Raw genomic sequence first — 18,459 nt, 5'->3', positions numbered from 1 at the left:
CAGGGTCAAGATCGTTCCGGCGGTCCTGTCGCAGCCTTGACGCCCGGGCTACGCCGCAGGCCACGCCACCTGCGGCGAGCGGTAGTACGCGATGCCGAGGGCGTCCCAGCGCGGGCCCTGGGCGGCGAGCCGCGTCCGGTAGGACTGCCAGTCGTGCGTCGCCGCCGGGGACCAGCCGAGTTCGGCGATGCCCGGCAGCCGTGGGAACGCCATGTACTCCAGCTGCGCGCTCGTGGTGATCGTCTCCGTCCACAGCGGCGCCTCGACGCCGGCGACGGCCGAGGCGGGGACGCCCTCCAGGTAGCCGGCGGGGTCCCAGTCGTAGGACTGCCGCACCTCGACCAGGCCCGCCCACTGCAGGCCCAGCGGCGTGTCCTTGGTGTACTTCATGTCCAGGTAGGCCCGGTCCGCGGGCGAGAGGATCAGGCCCGCGCCCGCCCGCACCGCGGAGGCGACCTGGGCCCGTTCGGCGGCCCCGGTCCGGCCGTATCCCCAGTACTGCAGGAGCGCGCCCGGCGCCGGACGCGCCCCGGCCAGCTGGTGCCAGCCGATGACCGTCTTGCCGTGCCGGGCGACGACGGGCTGCACCCGCTCCATGAAGGCCGCGTAGTCGGCGTGGCTGGTGGAGTGCGCCTCGTCGCCGCCGATGTGCAGGTAGGGGCCGGGCGTGAGCGCCGCCAGCTCCCCGATGACGTCCTCCACGAAGTCGTACGTGTCCTGCTTCCCCACGCACAGCGAGCTGAAGCCGACTTCGGTGCCCGTATAGAGGGGACGGGCGACGCCGTCGCAGTTGAGCCGGGCGTACGAGGCGAGCGCCGCGTTGGTGTGGCCCGGCATGTCGATCTCGGGCACCACGGTGAGGTAGCGGCTCGCGGCGTGGCGGACGATCTCGCGGTAGTCGTCGCGGCTGTAGAAGCCGCCGGGGCCGCCACCCACCTGCGTGCTGCCGCCGTGCTCGGCCAGCCGCGGCCAGGAGCGGACGGCGATGCGCCAGCCCTGGTCGTCGGAGAGGTGCAGGTGCAGCCGGTTGATCTTGTAGAGGGCGAGCTGGTCGATGTACCGCTTCACCTGGTCCACGGTGAAGAAGTGCCGGGCGACGTCGAGCATCGCGCCGCGGTGGCCGTAGCGCGGCGCGTCGGTGACGACGCCGCCCGCCACGGTCCAGGGCCCGGGCTGCCGCTCGGTGCGCTCGGCGCGGGCGGGGAGCAGCTGGCGCAGGGTCTGGACGCCGTGGAAGAGCCCGGCGCCCTCCCGTGCGGTGATCGTCACCGCACGGGAGGTGACGGACAGCCGGTAGCCCTCGCCGCCCCTGTCCCCTCCCCCGCCGCCTTCCCCTTCCCCGGCGTTTTCCCCGGCGTTCTCGTCGAGCACCAGCCGGATGCCGGGCCCGTCCGTCCCGCCGGGCAGGACCGGCAACCGGTAGCCCGTCGAGGGGCGCAGGAGCCCCGCCAGGTAGCCGCCGATCCGCGCGGCCTCCGGGTTGCCGGACGGCACCCGCACGACGGTGCGGGCGGTGATCTCGTACGGCTCGCCGCCGGGCCGCACGGAGGCGGGGGCGGGCACGATGCTGCGGTCGAGCGGGGCGGGGGCGGGCTCGGCGGCCCGGGCCGGGACGGCCGTGCCGGCGGCGGAGAGGAGCAGCAGGGCGAGGCCGGTCGTCGCCAGCCGCCTCGCGTTCCTGCACCGGGGGCTCATGCGTCTCAAGAGGAAATCCCTTCGGCTTGCCGCTCACGGGAATTCACGCGTACGAACGACCACTTGGGTAGCGCCGGCCCCGGCCGGCGTCAAGTCCGGGGCCGGGATCCGGGTCACGATCCACGCCTTCCCGAGCGTACGCGCCTGAGAGAATTCGCCCATGGCTGAGATCCTCCAGAAGGACGGTACGTGGACCTTCGACGGCGACACGATACGGATCGTTCCGGGCCGGGAGCGCGGTGTGCACGTGCTGCGCCAGACCCTCGGTGAGCTGGCCGTTCCGCTGCAGGCGGTGGCGGGGATCTCCTACGAGCCGGGCCGCAGGCACGGCCGCCTGCGGCTGCGGCTGCGCGACGGGGCGGACCCGCTGCTGCAGGCCGCGCGGGGCCGGCTGCCGGACACCGCCGATCCGTACCGGCTGACGGTCGAGTCCGACCGCGCGGGCGTCGCGGAGTACTTCGTGGACGAGGTGCGCAACGCCCTCCTGCTGGAGCAGGTCCCGGACGGCCCGTCCGGCCGCTATCTCCTGCCGGGCCCGACGCTGCCGCTGTCGGTGGGCGCGGGGGACGGCACGGTCACGTTCGACGGCGAGTGGGTCCGCCTGGCGTGGAACTGGATGACCGAGGAGGGCAAGAAGTCCGCCGGTCCGCAGGCGCTCGCCCTGGCGGAGGTCCGTTCGGTGGAGTGGCTACCCTCCGCCGGCCTGGAGAACGGCTACCTCCGTTTCGTGGTCCTCAGGGAGCCGACCAAGGCCCCGCCCAAGCACGACCCCCACGCGATCGAGCTGTACGGCTTCAAGAAGGACCTGCTGATGGCGATGGTCGCGGCCGCCGTCCTCGCCCGGATCCCGCACCCGGCCGGCGCCGGGGCCGGGGCGCCGACCGTCCTGCCCCCGCTCGCCAAGGCCCCGGCCGCCCTCGCCGGCCCGGCGCCCGCCCCTGCCGAGCCGGCCCCCGCCGCCGCTTCCGATCACGACGCCCTGCTGCGGCGCCTGCGGGAGCTGGGCGAACTGCACCAGGCCGGGATCTTGACGGAGGAGGAATTCACCGCGGCAAAACAGGCCGTACTGAAGCGTTTCTAGTCGATTCCGGCACCCGATCCACCCACCCTTGCCCGATATCGGGCAGGATTCTTGCGAATGTCGCCGCCACCCCTCAGTATCGACGGGTGCTCGAACGCCGTATGAATCATGACGACCTGGTGGATCACCTGGTGCGCAGCACGCCGCTTCAGCGCGGCGAGGCCGCCCGGGTGGTCCTGGACGTCCTGGCGTACTTCGACGAGACGACCGAGGCCTTCGTCCGCCGGCGTCACCGCGAGCTGCAGTCCGGCGGACTGCGCAACGCGGAGATCTTCGAGCGGATCTCGGCCGAGCTGCCGCACCGGGCGGTGGCTCCGCCGGAGCTCTCGCTGCGGCAGCTGCGCCGCATCGTCTACGGCTGAGGCAGCAGGGGCGGCGCCGCTACCGCCGCCCCCACTGCCGGGCACCACTGATCGTTTCTCTGGGAGGGTCACCACTTATGTGCGGAATCGTCGGATATATCGGTAAGCGCGATGTTGCACCGCTGCTGCTGGAGGGTCTGCAGCGGCTGGAGTACCGCGGCTACGACTCCGCCGGCATCGCCCTGCACGGCAAGACCGGTGGCCTGAAGTCCGCCAAGGCCAAGGGCCGCGTCCGCGAGCTGGAGTCCCGCCTGCCCAAGCGCTTCGCGGGCACCACCGGCATCGCGCACACCCGCTGGGCCACCCACGGCGCGCCGAACGACGTCAACGCCCACCCGCACCTGGACGCGGAGGAGAAGGTCGCCGTCGTCCACAACGGCATCATCGACAACGCCTCCGACCTGCGCGCCCGGCTGACGGCCGAGGGCTTCGTCTTCGTGTCCGACACCGACACCGAGGTCCTCGCCCACCTCATCGCCCGCTCCGAGGCCGGCACGCTGGAGGAGAAGGTCCGCGAGGCGGTCAAGCACATCGAGGGCACGTACGGCATCGCCGTCCTGCACGCCGACTTCCCGGACCGCATCGTCGTCGCCCGCAACGGCTCCCCCGTGGTCCTGGGCATAGGCGAGAAGGAGATGTTCGTCTCCTCCGACGTCGCCGCCCTGGTCAGCCACACCCGCCAGGTCGTCACCCTCGACGACGGCGAGATGGCCACCCTGCGCGCCGACGACTACCGCACGTACACCACCGAGGGCTCCTCCACCTCGGCCCAGCCGACCACCGTGGAGTGGGAGGCCGAGTCGTACGACATGGGCGGCCACGACACGTACATGCACAAGGAGATCCACGAGCAGGCCGAGGCGGTCGACCGCGCCCTGCGCGGCCGGATCGACGACCGCTTCTCCACCGTGCACCTGGGCGGCCTGAACCTCGACGCCCGCGACGCCCGCGCCGTGCGCCGGGTGAAGATCCTCGGCTGCGGCACCTCGTACCACGCCGGCCAGATCGGCGCCCAGATGATCGAGGAGCTGGCCCGCATCCCCGCGGACGCCGAGCCGGCCTCCGAGTTCCGCTACCGCAACCCGGTCGTGGACCCCGACACCCTCTACATCGCGGTGTCCCAGTCCGGTGAGACCTACGACGTCCTGGCGGCCGTCCAGGAGCTCAAGCGCAAGGGCGCCCGCGTCCTGGGCCTGGTGAACGTGGTCGGCTCCGCGATCGCCCGCGAGACCGACGGCGGCATCTACGTCCACGCCGGCCCCGAGGTCTGCGTCGTCTCCACCAAGTGCTTCACCAACATGGTGGTCTCCTTCGGCCTGCTCGCCCTGCACCTGGGCCGCACCCGCGACCTGTCGGTGGCCGACGGCAAGCGGATCATCGAGGGCCTGCGCAAGCTGCCCGGCCAGATCGAGGAGATCCTGGCGAACGAGGCGCAGATCGAGGAGCTGGCCAAGGAGTACGCCGAGGCCAAGTCGATGATGTTCATCGGCCGCGTCCGGGGCTACCCGGTGGCCCGCGAGGCCTCGCTGAAGCTGAAGGAGGTCTCGTACATCCACGCCGAGGCCTACCCGGCCTCCGAGCTCAAGCACGGCCCGCTGGCGCTCATCGAGCCCGCGATGCCGACGGTCGCGATCGTCCCGAACGACGAGCTGCTGGAGAAGAACCGCGCCGCGCTGGAGGAGATCAAGGCCCGCAGCGGCCGCATCCTCGCCGTCGCGCACCAGGAGCAGGAGAAGGCCGACCACACGATCGTGGTGCCGAAGAACGAGGACGAGCTGGACGCCATCCTCATGGGCATCCCGCTGCAGCTCTTCGCGTACTACACGGCGAAGGCCATGGGCCGCGACATCGACAAGCCGCGCAACCTGGCCAAGTCGGTCACCGTCGAGTAGTCCCCGCCGGGCCCGCCGCGGCGGACCCCCCGGAGCCCTCTCGTACCTGTCCGCACCTGTCCGCGACAGGTCCGAGAGAAACGGCCTTCCCGCACGTGCCACCACGCGTGCGGGAAGGCCGCTTTCCCATGCGCCGGCCATCGCCCTCGCGCCGGCGGCGGGGATGCCGCCGCTTCCGGGAACCGTCACCTCCCGTACGGCAGCACGCCATCCGGGCGGTTCCTACCCGCGGTAGCGGCGCGATCCACCCCCTACGCGCGGGTAGATTCACGGGCCGTCAAGTCGGGGGCAGGAGTCATCACCCCTGCAGGGTGGGGAAGTCGGCTACGGAATTACGACGACGGGCCGCTGGGCCCGCCGGGCCAGCCGGCCCGCCACCGAACCGAAGATCCGGCCGACCAGCCCGTGCGTCGAACCGACGACGATCGCGTCGGCCGCGTACTCCCGGCCGACCTCCTCCAGTTCGTGGCAGATGTCCCCGCCGCGCTCGACGAGGATCCACGGCACCTCCGACAGATGGTCCGCACAGGCCAGTTCCAGGCCGAGGACCTCGGTGCGGTGGTCGGGGACGTCCACGAAGACGGGGGGCTCGCAGCCCGCCCAGACCGTCGTCGGCAGCCGGTTGGCGACATGCACGATGATCAGCCCGGAGCCGGAGCGCCGGGCCATCCCGATTGCATACGCAAGCGCCCGCTCGCTGGACGTGGAGCCGTCGAAGCCCACCACGACGCCGTGCTGGAACGCCGGATCGCAGGAATGGCGTGTTTCTTCCGCCGCTTCGGGGTGCGCCGCGTGATCGGCGACCCGCTTGCGGTCCGCAGGTTCGGAGAATTCGTGACCGGCCATCGGTATCTCGGCGAAGGGTGTCCTCGGGCGGAGGGAGTCGGCGGTTGCTCCCCCGGCGCGGATCTTGGAGGCAAAATCCGTCCGGGATTCATCTTTTCAATCACTTACCCACCAGGGTACGGCGACACTCGCCGCCTGCCCAGGGGCCGACCGGCGACCCGGAGCTCCGGGGTCGCACGGGCGTGGCACGCGGTGCCCGCCCGGGCCGCCGGTGGGTGGGGTGGCGGGCGGGCGTTCCCCGGAGCATGCACGAGGGCGGCGCGTAGCGCAATGCCCCCGCCGTGCCGCGGGTGTACTCCCGATGCGCCCGGCGCAGTGACCGAGGGCCCCGGCCGGGCGTTGTACCACCGCCAGCCCGCCGCCAGCAGGGAGCGCTCCGTGCCCGGAACCCGTGACCACGCCCGCGCCGACGCCCCGCCGCAGGACTCCCCCGATCCGGTGAGCGACGTGGTCCGCTGGGCCGCCTTCAGCTGCGTGCTCGTCCCGGTGACCCTGCTGATCTGCGGTCAGTCCTTCGGCGGCGCCGCGGGCACGGCGGCCGGGCTCGTCGCCGTCACCTGCGCCTGCCGCGCCGTGCTGCGCCAGTCGGAGCGCAGCGCCGCCCGGACCCTGGCGGAACAGACGGTTCCGCACCGCGGCCGACATGGCCGGACGGGCACGGGAGCGCACCGCGGCGGACGTCACCCGGGTGGCACCGCGCCGGGAGAATGACACTTTCGCACACCCGGACCCACCACTTTTCAGCCAACTTCAGTCCGAACCCCATACCTTGGCTTGAGACGCCCCTAACAGCCGGTCGACCAGCAAGGAAAGGACCGCGGAGGGCGGTTGCACCCTACGGGGATTGGGCATGGGCGAGAGGCGTACTTTTCACCGAGGCCTGCAAGTGCAACGCTTCGTGATCGAACGCTTCGCGCCAAGTTGCCATGTCGACTTAGAGCCGAGTGGTGAACTGGTCACTGCGTCTCCATTCGACGCAGTAGATTCGATCTTGGCCATGACCGGCGGGGGAACCGTTCAGGACCGAGGGGAAACGTGCAGGACCGAGAGGACTCGACCGCCGAGGGGGGCTTAGCGCCATGAGCCAGGACTCCACGACCGTACCGGAGACCACGCGCAAGCTCTCCGGACGCCGCCGCCGGGAGATCGTCGCAGTGCTGCTATTCAGCGGCGGCCCCATCTTCGAAAGCTCCATTCCGCTCTCCGTGTTCGGCATCGACCGACAGGATGCCGGAGTCCCTCGCTACCGCTTGCTGGTGTGCGCGGGCGAGGATGTGCCATTGCGAACAACCGGCGGTCTTGAATTGACCGCACCGTACGGCCTGGAGGCGCTCTCCCGGGCCGGCACCGTCGTCGTACCGGCCTGGCGGTCGATCACCCAGCCGCCGCCCACCGCCGCGCTCGACGCACTGCGCCGTGCCCACGAGGAGGGCGCCCGCATCGTCGGGCTGTGCACCGGGGCCTTCGTACTGGCCGCGGCGGGCCTGCTCGACGGCAGGCCCGCGACCACCCACTGGATGTACGCGCCCACGCTCGCCAAGCGCTATCCGTCGGTCCACGTGGACCCGCGGGAGCTCTTCGTGGACGACGGCGACGTACTGACGTCCGCGGGCACCGCGGCAGGCATCGACCTGTGCCTGCACATCGTCCGCACCGACCACGGCGCCGACGCCGCGGGGGCCCTGGCCCGCCGGCTCGTCGTCCCGCCGCGCCGCAGCGGCGGACAGGAGCGCTACCTCGACAGGTCTTTACCGGAGGAGATCGGCGCCGACCCGCTCGCCGAGGTCGTCGCCTGGGCGCTGGAGCACCTCCACGAGCAGTTCGACGTGGAGACGCTCGCCGCCCGTGCGTACATGTCCCGCCGGACCTTCGACCGGCGGTTCCGCTCGCTCACCGGGAGCGCGCCCCTGCAGTGGCTGATCACTCAGCGGGTGCTCCAGGCGCAGCGGCTGCTGGAGACCTCCGACTACTCCGTGGACGAGGTCGCCGGCCGCTGCGGCTTCCGCTCGCCGGTGGCCCTGCGCGGCCACTTCCGCCGGCAGCTGGGGTCCTCCCCGGCCGCCTACCGGGCCGCGTACCGCGCGCGCCGTCCCCAGAACTCGGCCGACCGCCCCGAGCGGGCCGAGCGCGAGGGGCGTCCGGAGCGGGAGCGTCCGGACCGGTTCGACCGGCCGGAGCTGGGCGAGCAGCGGACCGGGGAGCCGTCGGTGATGGCGCTCCGGCGCGCGGCCATGGCCCCGGCGCACGCCGCGTCCGGTGGCGGCGGCGTGCTCGGCGGTCCGCCGCCGTCGCACGGGGGGCACCAGGGTCACGGCCCGCACGGCGCCCATCCGGGCGGGCATAGCGGTGGATATGGGATAAGTGGCACGGAACCGGGCAAGCCGGAGTCCGACCTCTACACCCCACGCCTGCCCGGCCAGCGGGAACGCCCCGTAGGGTGAGGAGCATGAACGATCGCATGGTGTGGATCGACTGCGAGATGACCGGGCTCTCGCTGTCGGACGACGCGCTCATCGAGGTGGCCGCCCTGGTGACCGACTCGGAGCTGAACATCCTCGGCGACGGCGTGGACATTGTCGTCCGCCCGCCCGCCGAGGCCCTCGTCACCATGCCCGAGGTGGTGCGCCAGATGCACACGGCCTCCGGGCTGCTCGCGGAGCTGGACCGGGGCACCACCCTCGAGGACGCCGAGCAGCAGGTCCTCGCCTACGTCCGCGAGCACGTCCCGGAGCCGGGCAAGGCCCCGCTGTGCGGAAACTCGGTCGGCACCGACCGCGGTTTCCTCGCGCGGGACATGCCGGCCCTGGAGTCCCACCTGCACTACCGGATCGTCGACGTGTCGTCGGTGAAGGAGCTGGCCCGCCGCTGGTATCCGCGGGCCTACTTCTCCAGCCCGAAGAAGAGCGGCAACCACCGCGCCCTCGCCGACATCCGCGAGTCGATCGCCGAGCTCCGCTACTACCGCGAGGCGATCTTCGTGCCGCAGCCCGGCCCGGACTCCGACACGGCGAAGGCCATCGCGGCCAAGCACGTCCTTCCCGCCAAGGCGGTGTGACACAGCTCGCTCCCGGCACGGCAGAAAGCCGGGAGCGAGCACCCCCGAAGACCCTGTAGACTTCTTCTCGGCCGGTGGGAAACACGCCGGACAAACATGGTGGGTATAGCTCAGCTGGCAGAGCACCTGGTTGTGGTCCAGGATGTCGCGGGTTCAAGTCCCGTTACTCACCCTGACAGAGGGCCCCGGTCCGCGGAAGCGGACCGGGGCCCTCGTCGTTTTCCGGGTTCGTACGGCGAGCCGCTTGGGCCGTCCCGGGGATTCGTACGGCGTGTCAGCCGGCGGTCCTCCGCTCCGCCGCGTGCCGCTCCAGGAACCCCGCCACCGACGGCTCGCCCCCGTGGCGGCCGAGCAGCCGGGCCGTGGCGGCGAGCATCGTCCGGATCCGGGTCGAGCGGACCTCGGTCAGCAGGTCCAGCGCGCGCTCCCCCGCGGCCGCCGCCGCGTCCGGCGCCCCGCCCCGGGCGAGGTCCCCGGCGAGCTGCGCGGTGAAGAGGGCGGTGTTGCGGGCGAAGTGGGGGTCCTGGAGGGCGACGGCGCGCCGCGCGTGCTCCGCCGCCCGCGCCCAGTCGCCGAGCGCCGACCGGCACTGGGCCTCCAGCCCCTCCAGCTCGGCCTCCCCGAAGAAGCTCATCCACTCGGGATCGGCGTCGCCCGGCCCGCGGCCGAAGAGCGTGCGCGCCCGCAGCAGGGCGGCCTCGCAGGCGGCCCGGTCGCCGAGCCCGGCCCAGCCGCCGGCCTCCCGCAGGGCCAGCAGGGACATCAGCCGCGGGGAGGCCAGCCCCTTCGCGGCGCCCTGCGCGGCCTGCGCCGCGCGCACGGCCTCCCGCGGGCGGCCGGCGTCCCGCGCGAGGAAGGCGGCGTTGCAGAAGGCGTGGGCCTCCAGCGCCGCGTCCCCGGCCACCCGGGCCGTGGCGAGCGCCTCGGCGTAGTGGGAGCGGGCGTCCGCGAAGCGGCCGGAGTCGTGGGCCAGCCAGCCGACGGAGAGCGCGAGTTCGCCCGCGCCCGACTGCAGCCGCTCGGCGACGGACCGGCGGCGGGTGTCGGCGTCGAGCAGCTCGTAGGCGATCCGCAGCGGGCGGGTGGACCGCCGGTAGAGGCCGTCGCCGCCGTGCCGGTCGTCCAGCAGCCGGATGCGGCGGACGGCCTGCTCGACGGCGGACGCCTCGGCCTCGCCGGCGCGGCGCGGGCCGAGGCGTCCGCCGTCGAGCAGGCCGTCCGCCGCATCCGGCTGCTGGACGACCGGCACGGCGGCGCCCAGGGAGGCCGCGGCCACCGCGGCCGCCGTGCCGCCGGTCATGAACGCGCGGCGCAACACGTCGCTCTCCTTGGGCTGCTCGATGCGATGGGCGGTGCGGTTTCCGGTGCGGTGCCCGGCGGGGCTCCCCGGGGCATTCCCGGTGGGGTGGCCGTCGCCGCCGCTGCCGTCCCTGCCGCGCGCGCCCCGCCCGCGGACCACGTCGCGCGGGACGAAGCCCATGTCCTCCGGCTCGCGGCCGGGGAACATGTGCCGGAACACCCGCTCGTAGGCGTAGTTGGGGCAGCGGATCTCCCCCGACTCGACCCGGCCGATGTAGCGCGCGTCGCACGAGACCTGCTCGCCGATCTCGCGGGCGGCGCGCCGCACGGCCGCCGCGAACTCGGCCGGCGAGAGCGCGCCCCGCAGCTGTCTGAAGGCCGCGTTCGGGCGGCTGCCCTTGCCGTCCGGACCGCCGGGACCCACCGGTTCGGCGGGCCCTGGGCAGGGAGACGGGGACGCGTGGGACGACACCATGGCCGCACCCTTCTGGCGAGTGACTCCGCCGACTGCGCTCGGCGGGAGAAGACCGTACCGGCAATCGGGGCCCCACTCCCCCCGTTCGGCCCCGGATTCAGCCCCCCGTTTGACTACAAACCGGATATCTCACCCGCGATCCGCCATGAACTGCCATCCTTTGTGACGGCATGTACCCGTTGCCGTTGACGCCCCTCGCGCGTTGAACCCCCCGAGCGCGCTCGACGCGGAGCGTAGTGGCACGGCGGAGGAGGGGTTTCCCTTGGTGGAGGCCGGAGTGGACAGCAGCAGCTCGCGGACGACGGCCCTGCACCAGCCGCGTCAGGACCGCAGCCCTTCGCCCTGCGCACCCCAGGCACCGGGCCTCGGCCCCGACGCCGGCCCGTGCGACCTCGTCACCGTCCCCGCCCGCCAGGGCCTGGAGGCGGTCGACATCCTCCGGCTGCGCGACGGCGTCGGCCCCGTGCTGCACGACGGCGAGTGCGACACCCTCGGCTTCCTGGTGCCGCCCGGCACCGCCGACGCCTGGGACGTCCCGGGCAGCGCCTGCACCCAGACCCACGGCCGGGGGCTGCGCGTGGTCCCCGACGAGCAGCCCCTCACCGGCGCCGGCTGGCTCGTCGCCCCGGAGGCCGCCTTCTCCTCCGCCACGGACCCGGCGGTCCTGCGCGACGCCCTCGGCGAGGCCGCCCGGACGATCGCGGCGGTCGACCGCTGCCGCTAGGCCGGCCCGCCGGACCGGCCCCGCCCCTGGGCGATACTTACCGGGTGGGCAAGGTCAAGAAGAAGCAAGGGCGCGGCCGCGCCGCCGAAGCGGTCACGGAGCAGGTGGCGGGCGGGCTCGCCGAGCTCGTGCCCGACCGTGACCGCCCCCGCGGCTTCACCCTCCTGATCGACGGCGCGCCCCAGTCCCACGTCGACCTCGACGACCCCTCCTACCTGGACTTCGCCTACCAGCGCAGGCTCGGCCACCTGGCCGACCTCGTGGCGCCGCCCGGCAAGCCCGTCCACGCCCTCCACCTGGGCGGCGGCGCCTTCACCCTCGCCCGGTACGTCGCCGCGACCCGTCCGCGCTCCACCCAGCAGATCGTGGAGATCGACGCCCCGCTCGTCCAGTTCGTACGGCGGGAGCTGCCCCTCGACAGCGGCTGGCGGATCCGGGTGCGCAGCGGCGACGCCCGCGAGGGGCTGGCCAAGGTGCCGGACGGCTGGGCCGATCTGATCATCGCCGACGTGTTCGCCGGCGCCCGCACCCCCGCCCATCTGACCAGCACCGAATTCGCCGGCGAGGTGCGGCGGGCCCTGCGGCCCGGCGGCTTCTACGCCGCGAACCTCGCGGACGGGCCGCCGCTCGCCTATGTGAAGTCCCAGATCGCGACCGTGGGCACCGTCTTCCCCGAGCTCTGCCTGACCGCCGACCCGGCGGTGCTGCGCGGCCGCCGCTTCGGCAACGCCGTGCTGCTCGCCTCCGACCACGCGCTGCCGATCGCCGAGCTGACCCGCCGGGCCGCCTCCGACCCGCACCAGGGGCGCGTCGAACACGGCCGGGCGCTGGCCGACTTCACGGGCGGCGCGGCACCGGTCACGGACGCGGCCGCCAAGCCGTCGCCGGAACCGCCGCCGTCCGTATTCGACTGACGGCCGCCCCCGGACCCACGCCCGGACTCACGGCTTCCACGCCACCCGGTGCTCCGACCAGTGGTCCCACGTCGCCATCATGGCCTCCCATCCGTCGGGGAACTTCACCGTGACCCCCAGCTGCACCGGCTCCGTCGACGGGTGCTCGTCCAGCAGCCGGTCCACGCCGGCGCGGCACACCACGATGCACGCGTGCCGGTGGCGGGAGGCGAGGACGCACAGGCGGCCCGTCTCCAGGTGGAAGGCCGTCGCGTCGGGGCGGCCCGACAGCGGGTGCAGCATGACCGTCACGTCGAACTCGCGGCCCTGCAGCCGGTTCGCCGTGTCCACCGTGACGCCCTGCACGCCCAGGCCGGCGAGCGCCGTCCGGACCGCCGCGGCCTGGTCGCGGTGGGCGGTGCCGACCGCTATCCGGGCGGCCGTCAGCGGCACCGGACCGGGCGCCGCCTCGCTGACGGTCACCCCGCCGCGGTCCAGCAGCCGCCGGACCACGTGCGCGACCGCGCCCACCGCCTCCGGGTCGGTGCGCGGCGTGTGACGGGCCGGCAGCTCCAGCAGGCCCCAGCCCGAGACGGCCGCCTCGTCCAGCACCCGGTCCGGGCCGGAGCCGTCCGAGGCCACGCCGAAGGTCAGCCGCCGGTCGCCGTGGTCCGTGCCGCTGCGGAAGGGCGTGTACGGATAGAAGGCGGCCGACACCAGGGGCGCGGCGGAGGCGGGCAGCCGCCAGGAGACGGGCAGCCGGTGCTGCGGCAGGCCGGGGTTGTGGGCGAGCAGCGTGCTCACCGCGCTCGCCGACGGGTCGTACGAGAGCCCGGCCCACTGGGCGACGCCGTCGGCCCCCACCACGCTGAAGGGGTCCAGCTGGCCCGGGTCGCCCACGAACAGCGCCCGTTCGAAGAGCCCGGCCACGGCCAGCAGGGCGTCCGACCGCATCTGGTAGGCCTCGTCCACGATCGCGTGGCTCCACGGCTCGGCGACCTTGGTGTGCGCCCACTTCGCGGCCGTGGACACCACGACCGGAAGCCCCGCCAGCTCGGCGGCCTTCGCGGACGTGACCACCGAGGGCAGGGCGTCGAGCGCCCGGTCGTAGGGGCTCGCGTCGCTGTGCAGCCGTCCGACCGGCAGCTCGGGGTCCTTGGCGGCCAGCCGCAGCACCAGGTCGTCCACCTGGGCGTTGGTCTGGGCGACGATCATCAGCGGGCGGCCCGCCGCGGCCAGCTCCCGCGCGGCGCGGACGACGAGCGTCGACTTGCCCGCGCCCGGCGGGGAGTCGACGACGACCCCGCGCTCGGGGCTGTGCAGCGTGTCGTGCAGGATCCGGCGCGTGACCTCCTCGGCCGCCGCGCCCGGATCCGCGGCGCGGCCGCGCTGCGGCGGCAGCGCGCCCTCCGTGGGCACCGTGAACGTCCTCACAGCAGGTCCTCCGTGGTCACCGGGTCGGGCAGCTCGGCCGCCGGCTCGCCGGGCGGGCCGCCGTGCGTCCAGGGCGTGCGGTCGGGGTCGGGCAGCTCGGGGCCGCCGCGCGGGGCGTGCTCGAAGAGCGTCCAGCAGACGCGGTCGCCCTTCTCCGGCACCGAGCCGGGCTCGGGCACCTTGCCGCGCCCCATGCCGCCGGTCAGACGCACCGTCAGCGCGCCCGGTTCGCCGGGCACGTGGCCGGCGAACTCGGCGGGCTGCGACTTGCCGCCCGGCAGGGCGCGGTGCACCTTCACCCCCTCGGACAGGAACGGGCTGTCGTCCGTGCGCAGCGTGACCAGCGGCCTGGGCCGCGGCACCTTCGCCTCCGTGTACTCCATCACCACGTCGGTGACCTCCCCCGCGAACGCCTCGCCCGCCAGCCGCCGCCCGGCCATCACCAGCGGATCGTCCAGCGCCTCCTGTGCGTCCAGCTGCGCCTGGGCGGTCTCGCGCGCCGCGAGCTTGCGGGCGGCCGTCACCGCGTCGTCCCGCCGGGGCTGCGGGGGCTCGCCGGCCCGTACGCGGTCCCGGTGCGCGGTGTAGGACCAGCGGTCGCGCTTCCAGCGCTCGCCGACCCGCTCTCCTTCGGGCAGGGCGCGCAGCAGGTCGACGCCGCGCCAGACCGCATCCCACGTGGGGCGCAGCTGAGACTCCAGCAGCTCGCGGAGCTCCTTCTCGGCGCCGGGCAGGCCCGCGTCGAAGCGGGCGGTCGCCGGGGCGAGGAGCTTGTTGTCGAAGGCGGGGTCGGTGGCCGGGCCCGCGGGCGGGTGGAGCAGCTGTCCCGCGGCGTCCCGCGCGAGCTCGGCGCGCAGTGCCGCCTCCGCGCCCGTCAGCCCGGCCGGGGGGTCGATCCAGGCGAGCAGGGCGCCCAGGTGCTGGTCCTCCAGGGTGCTCTGGCCGGTGGCCCAGTGGCGGGCGAGGAGCTGCGTCACCGGCAGGAGCAGCGACGAGCCGGGGACGCGGGCGCGCTCGCCGAAGTGCGTCAGCCAGCGGCCCAGCAGCGGGACGCGCGGCGGGGCGGGGTGGGGCGTCTCGGGATCCTGCTCGGCCGTGCGGCGGAAGCGCATGGAGCGCCCCAGCAGCCGGACGTAGGCGACGCCCGCGGTGCTCGGCACCAGCAGCTGCGGCGCGCCCGCGCACAGCTCGACCTGGACCGTCACCTTCTTGCCGGTCTCCGGGTCGGTCTCCTTGCGCTCCTCCGGGGTGACGCCCTCGGCGAACCCCTCGATGTACGGCAGCATCTCCTCGGCCAGCTCGGCGAGGAAGGCGGAGCGCAGGTCGCGGTCGCGCGGCTGCGGCACGGCCAGGAGGCGGGGGCGCTCCCGGTCGGTGCCCACGAGCGCGCCGAGCGGGGCGCCCGCCTCACCGGCGGTGGTCAGCGGGACGAACACCAGCGGCCGCTCCGCCAGATGCCGGTGGCGCACGGTGGTGAGGGGCCGGGCCCGGCCGTCCCGCACGGCCTCCATCCGGGCGAGCGTGGTGATCAGCGACATGCGGCCTCCGTTCCGGCGAGGGCGGGGGCGGGCGCGGCGACGGGGACGGGGACGGGCGCGAGGGCGAGGGCCTCGGAGCGGAGGGCGGCGGCGCGGCGCAGCGCGACGACGGTGGGGTCGGCGGCCGGGTCGGCGGCGGCATCCGCAGGGGCGCCGGGAACCGCATGGCCACCGGCGGCCGCCCCGCCCGCCGTCCCGTCGAGCGCCGCGGCGAGCACGGACTCCACCGTGGTCAGGCCGCCCAGCTCGCCGCGGAGCCCGCGGCCCAGGGCGGCCACGGCGCCTTCGGACCGCGCCCGGGCGCGGCAGTGGAAGGCGAGCTCGCAGGCGGCCAGGCACTCCGGTGCGTAGGCGGCGTCGACCGCTTCCACGGCGGCGGCGAGCTCTTCGGCGGGCCGGGTGGCCGTCCCGCCGTCCTCGGCCGGGCGGAGGTCGAAGGTGGTGCCGGCGGGCAGCGCCGCGGCGATGTCCTCGACGCGGGCGAGCCGGGCGAGCTGGCGGCGGGTGGTGGCGCGCGGCTTGCGGACGTCGACGAGCTCGGCGACCGGGACGTTGGCGAAGTCCTTCGGGCAGACGAGCAGGATCTCGTGGCGCACGCGCGCGGTGTCGCCGCCGGCGGTGCGGGCCGCGAGCTCCTCCAGGGCCAGGACGTAGACGGCGGCCTGCCGGGCGGCGGCGCCGACCTTGCCGGGGTCGGCCGCGCCGTCGATCACCGGGAAGGACTTGATCTCGACGACCGTCCACGACCCGTCGGGGTGGACGACCACGGCGTCGGGCTCCAGGAAGGCGGGGGTGCCGGAGACCGGGAGGGCGAGCAGGGGGTGGTCGAGGAGCGCCCAGCGGCCGGCGGCCGTGGCCTCGCGCAGGGCGAGCGCCGTACGGGCGGTGCGGCCTTCGGGGCCGCCGGCGGTGAGGTCGGGGACGTCCACGGAGCCGGGCTCCGGGGCGGGGGTGCCGTCGCGCAGGCGCTCGTGGAGCAGGCGGACGAGCTCCGTACCGCCGTCGGCCTTGGCGCGGGCCTCGAAGGAGTGGCCGCGCACGATCGCGAACTGCGACTGCCCGAAGGCGGCCGGCGAGCCGAGGGCCGTGGCCAGGGCGCCCTTGTCGACGCCGGCCCCGTCGAGCAGGACGCGGCGCCGGCAGCCGGGGTTGGCGGCGAGGGCCGCGAGGGCCCGGGCGTCGAGCGGGCGGGGCGGGCGGCCCGGCCCGCGCAGCTCAGCGAGCCGCTGCCGCAGTGCCGTTGGTGCGGCTGTCGCCGGCGGTGCCGTGGGCCGGCTGTCGGGGGATGTGGTCACTGGCGTCCGCCTCGTGAGGTCGCTGCGGCGCTCCCGGACGGCCGTCTCCGGCGGCGGTGCCGGAGGCCGCAGCCCGGGGAAGCGCTGTACCCGCCGAAGTCTCGCACCCGCCACTGACATTCGCGGGCGTCCCGGCGGTTTCGCCGCGTCCCGCGCCGGTCAGGCGGCTCTTGACCAGGTCCGCGAGGCGCATCGCGGGCTTGGCCAGCAGCAGGCCGGCGATCATGACGGCGGCGCCCGCGACGGCGTCGAGGAAGTAGTGGTTGGCGGTGCCCATCACGACGAGGGTGATGGCGAGCGGGTAGACGACGCCCGCGGCCTTCGCCCAGGCGGTGCGGCCCTGGCGCCAGAGGACGACGCCGCACCACAGGGCCCAGCCGACGTGGAGGCTCGGCATCGCGGCGTACTGGTTGGTCATGCCGCCGAGGCCGCGGGGGGCGCTGGCCTCGCCGCCCCACCAGCCGTAGGAGGCGTACTGGGCCATGGTGTCGACGAAGCCGTACCCGGGGTCGAGCAGCCGGGGCGGGCAGGTGGGCAGCAGGGTGAAACCTATGAGGCCGATGAGGGTGGAGATCATCAGCCAGCTGCGCTGGAGGCGGTATTCGACCGGGCGCCGCTTGAAGAGCCAGACCAGGATCGCCGGGGTGAGCAGATAGTGCAGGGAGGCGTAGGCGAAGTCGGCGGGTATGCCGATGGCCGGGTGGTCGGTGAACAGCCGGTTCAGCGGGTGTTCGAAGTTTATTCGAAACGTCTTCTCAAGATCGAGAATCGCCAGTCCGTGGTCGACGGCGGGCTGCACGCCGCCGCGGACCAGCAGCCGGCCGGCGGAGTACAGCGCGTACACCACGGCGATCAGCGGCAGTTCGGTCCACCAGCGCGGCCGCTTCAGAAGTGGTGCGGTGCGGTACATCCGGGCGCTCTCCATATGTCAGACGGCCAACAAGCGCGCATGCAACCGTACGGTGTACGTCGCATGAGTCGCACACCGCCCCGCGACTTGAAGGAAACGCCGAGTTCGCCCGCTGTTCTGCCGTGCCGACAGGTGTGCGGGGGAGGAGACGCCTCGTTCGACGCCGGGGTTGCCTGTGACCGGTGTGAGGAACGCGTCGGCCGGGTGAGCGATGATGGAGGGCAAGCAGATCGTTTCTGTCGTTGTCCTTTTGAAATGCGGGGACAGCGCGGTGATCTGTGATGAGTTCTGTTGGAAAAATCACCGAAGACTGTGAGGGGCGCTCCATGGCACCGCGGATCCTGCTGGCCCGGCACGGACAGACCGAGTGGTCGCTGTCCGGCAAGCACACCGGCCGCACGGACATCCCGCTCCTCGACGAGGGCCGGCGCGGCGCCAAGCTGCTGGGCGAGCGGCTGCACCGCGCCCCCTGGGACGGCCTGCCGGACGTCGAGGTCCGCACCAGCCCCCTGCTGCGCGCCCACGAGACCTGCGAGCTGGCCGGCTTCGGCGACCGGGCGACCGCCTGGGACGCGCTGATGGAGTGGGACTACGGCGCCTACGAGGGGATGACCCCCGCCGAGATCAAGGCGCAGCGCCCGGGCTGGCTGATCTGGCGCGACGGCGTGCCCGAGGGCGAGACCCTCGCGGAGGTCAGCGCCCGTGCCGACGAGGTCGTCGAGTGGGCCCGCTCCGCCGACCGCGACGTGCTGATCTTCGCCCACGGCCACATCCTGCGCACCATCGGCGCCCGCTGGCTCGGCCTCGACGCCTCCTTCGCGGCCCGCATCCGCCTCGACCCCACCTCGCTGTCCATCCTCGGCTGGGCCTACGACGCCCCGGCGCTCGAACGCTGGAACGACACCGGCCACCTCGCCTGACGCCCCCGCCCGGCCCGGGCGCCCCCGCGCGAGCTCCCTC

At 74.1% G+C, this 18,459-nt stretch carries 16 protein-coding genes and 1 tRNA gene; 10 read left to right on the top strand and 7 right to left on the bottom strand.

Annotation, left to right across the window (positions count from 1 at the left end; translation table 11 throughout):
- Positions 1-48 precede the first annotated feature (48 nt).
- On the bottom strand, positions 49-1,695 hold the full coding sequence (locus tag AS857_RS18085; RefSeq protein ID WP_058044353.1) for a family 20 glycosylhydrolase: 1,647 nt from the start codon (positions 1,693-1,695) through the stop codon (positions 49-51).
- Positions 1,696-1,855: 160 nt separating this feature from the next.
- Here AS857_RS18085 and AS857_RS18080 point away from each other — a divergent pair, with 160 nt between their 5' ends.
- From AS857_RS18080 to glmS, 3 genes are all read left to right on the top strand, one after another.
- Positions 1,856-2,776, top strand: a complete 921-nt coding sequence (locus AS857_RS18080; RefSeq protein ID WP_058044352.1) for a DUF4429 domain-containing protein — start codon at positions 1,856-1,858, stop codon at positions 2,774-2,776.
- 86 nt (positions 2,777-2,862) lie between these two features.
- Entirely contained in the window at positions 2,863-3,138 is a 276-nt protein-coding gene (locus AS857_RS18075; RefSeq protein WP_058044351.1) for a hypothetical protein, read from the top strand.
- A gap of 77 nt (positions 3,139-3,215) precedes the next feature.
- Complete coding sequence (gene glmS / locus AS857_RS18070) at positions 3,216-5,030, top strand: glutamine--fructose-6-phosphate transaminase (isomerizing) (RefSeq protein ID WP_058044350.1); 1,815 nt, start codon at positions 3,216-3,218, stop codon at positions 5,028-5,030.
- A gap of 324 nt (positions 5,031-5,354) precedes the next feature.
- Here the strand turns inward: glmS and AS857_RS18065 are convergent, their stop codons facing one another.
- The gene (locus AS857_RS18065; RefSeq protein WP_058044349.1) at positions 5,355-5,876 is read right to left on the bottom strand and encodes a universal stress protein; all 522 of its coding nucleotides are present in this window, start codon (positions 5,874-5,876) and stop codon (positions 5,355-5,357) included.
- A gap of 378 nt (positions 5,877-6,254) precedes the next feature.
- Here AS857_RS18065 and AS857_RS18060 point away from each other — a divergent pair, with 378 nt between their 5' ends.
- The 4 genes from AS857_RS18060 (at position 6,255) to AS857_RS18045 (ending at position 9,103) form a co-directional block, all read left to right on the top strand.
- On the top strand, positions 6,255-6,587 hold the full coding sequence (locus AS857_RS18060) for a hypothetical protein (protein WP_058044348.1): 333 nt from the start codon (positions 6,255-6,257) through the stop codon (positions 6,585-6,587).
- Between the two features lie 368 nt (positions 6,588-6,955).
- The gene (locus AS857_RS18055) at positions 6,956-8,317 is read left to right on the top strand and encodes a helix-turn-helix domain-containing protein (RefSeq protein WP_058044347.1); all 1,362 of its coding nucleotides are present in this window, start codon (positions 6,956-6,958) and stop codon (positions 8,315-8,317) included.
- A 5-nt stretch (positions 8,318-8,322) separates the two neighbouring features.
- Positions 8,323-8,931 (top strand): oligoribonuclease, encoded by a 609-nt coding sequence (orn, locus tag AS857_RS18050; protein ID WP_058044346.1) that lies wholly within the window; start codon positions 8,323-8,325, stop codon positions 8,929-8,931.
- Between the two features lie 99 nt (positions 8,932-9,030).
- A tRNA-His gene (locus AS857_RS18045) sits at positions 9,031-9,103 on the top strand.
- A gap of 102 nt (positions 9,104-9,205) precedes the next feature.
- On the opposite strand, the gene AS857_RS18040 is transcribed toward AS857_RS18045, so the two are convergent.
- Positions 9,206-10,705, bottom strand: coding sequence for an NsdA family TPR-like regulatory protein (locus tag AS857_RS18040; RefSeq protein WP_245700270.1), 1,500 nt, complete (start codon positions 10,703-10,705; stop codon positions 9,206-9,208).
- 277 nt (positions 10,706-10,982) lie between these two features.
- Here AS857_RS18040 and AS857_RS18035 point away from each other — a divergent pair, with 277 nt between their 5' ends.
- Both AS857_RS18035 and AS857_RS18030 read left to right on the top strand, forming a co-directional pair.
- Positions 10,983-11,429: a hypothetical protein gene (locus AS857_RS18035; RefSeq protein ID WP_229898863.1), complete on the top strand. Its 447-nt coding sequence runs from the start codon at positions 10,983-10,985 to the stop codon at positions 11,427-11,429.
- Between the two features lie 44 nt (positions 11,430-11,473).
- Positions 11,474-12,343, top strand: a complete 870-nt coding sequence (locus AS857_RS18030; RefSeq protein WP_058044344.1) for a spermidine synthase — start codon at positions 11,474-11,476, stop codon at positions 12,341-12,343.
- A 27-nt stretch (positions 12,344-12,370) separates the two neighbouring features.
- Here the strand turns inward: AS857_RS18030 and AS857_RS18025 are convergent, their stop codons facing one another.
- From AS857_RS18025 to AS857_RS18010, 4 genes are read right to left on the bottom strand one after another with little or no spacing between them, the layout of a single operon-like run.
- The gene (locus tag AS857_RS18025) at positions 12,371-13,756 is read right to left on the bottom strand and encodes an AAA domain-containing protein (protein WP_420823948.1); all 1,386 of its coding nucleotides are present in this window, start codon (positions 13,754-13,756) and stop codon (positions 12,371-12,373) included.
- Positions 13,753-15,294: a hypothetical protein gene (locus AS857_RS18020; RefSeq protein ID WP_058044343.1), complete on the bottom strand. Its 1,542-nt coding sequence runs from the start codon at positions 15,292-15,294 to the stop codon at positions 13,753-13,755. The genes AS857_RS18025 and AS857_RS18020 overlap by 4 nt, the downstream gene beginning before the upstream one ends.
- Positions 15,285-16,589 (bottom strand): hypothetical protein, encoded by a 1,305-nt coding sequence (locus tag AS857_RS18015; RefSeq protein ID WP_058044342.1) that lies wholly within the window; start codon positions 16,587-16,589, stop codon positions 15,285-15,287. The genes AS857_RS18020 and AS857_RS18015 overlap by 10 nt, the downstream gene beginning before the upstream one ends.
- On the bottom strand, positions 16,510-17,499 hold the full coding sequence (locus AS857_RS18010; RefSeq protein ID WP_058044341.1) for a phosphatase PAP2 family protein: 990 nt from the start codon (positions 17,497-17,499) through the stop codon (positions 16,510-16,512). Before AS857_RS18010 ends, AS857_RS18015 begins: the two co-directional genes overlap by 80 nt.
- 326 nt (positions 17,500-17,825) lie before the next feature.
- Between AS857_RS18010 and AS857_RS18005 the strand changes: the two genes are divergently transcribed.
- A complete protein-coding gene (locus AS857_RS18005) occupies positions 17,826-18,419 on the top strand; it encodes a histidine phosphatase family protein (RefSeq protein ID WP_058044340.1) in 594 nt (197 codons plus the stop codon).
- Positions 18,420-18,459: the final 40 nt, after the last annotated feature.

Source organism: Streptomyces roseifaciens (assembly GCF_001445655.1).
Taxonomy (GTDB): Bacteria; Actinomycetota; Actinomycetes; order Streptomycetales; family Streptomycetaceae; genus Streptomyces; species Streptomyces aureoversilis.
The sequence above is the reverse complement of the archived record's forward strand: the minus strand, read 5'-3'. Positions and strand labels throughout refer to the sequence as shown.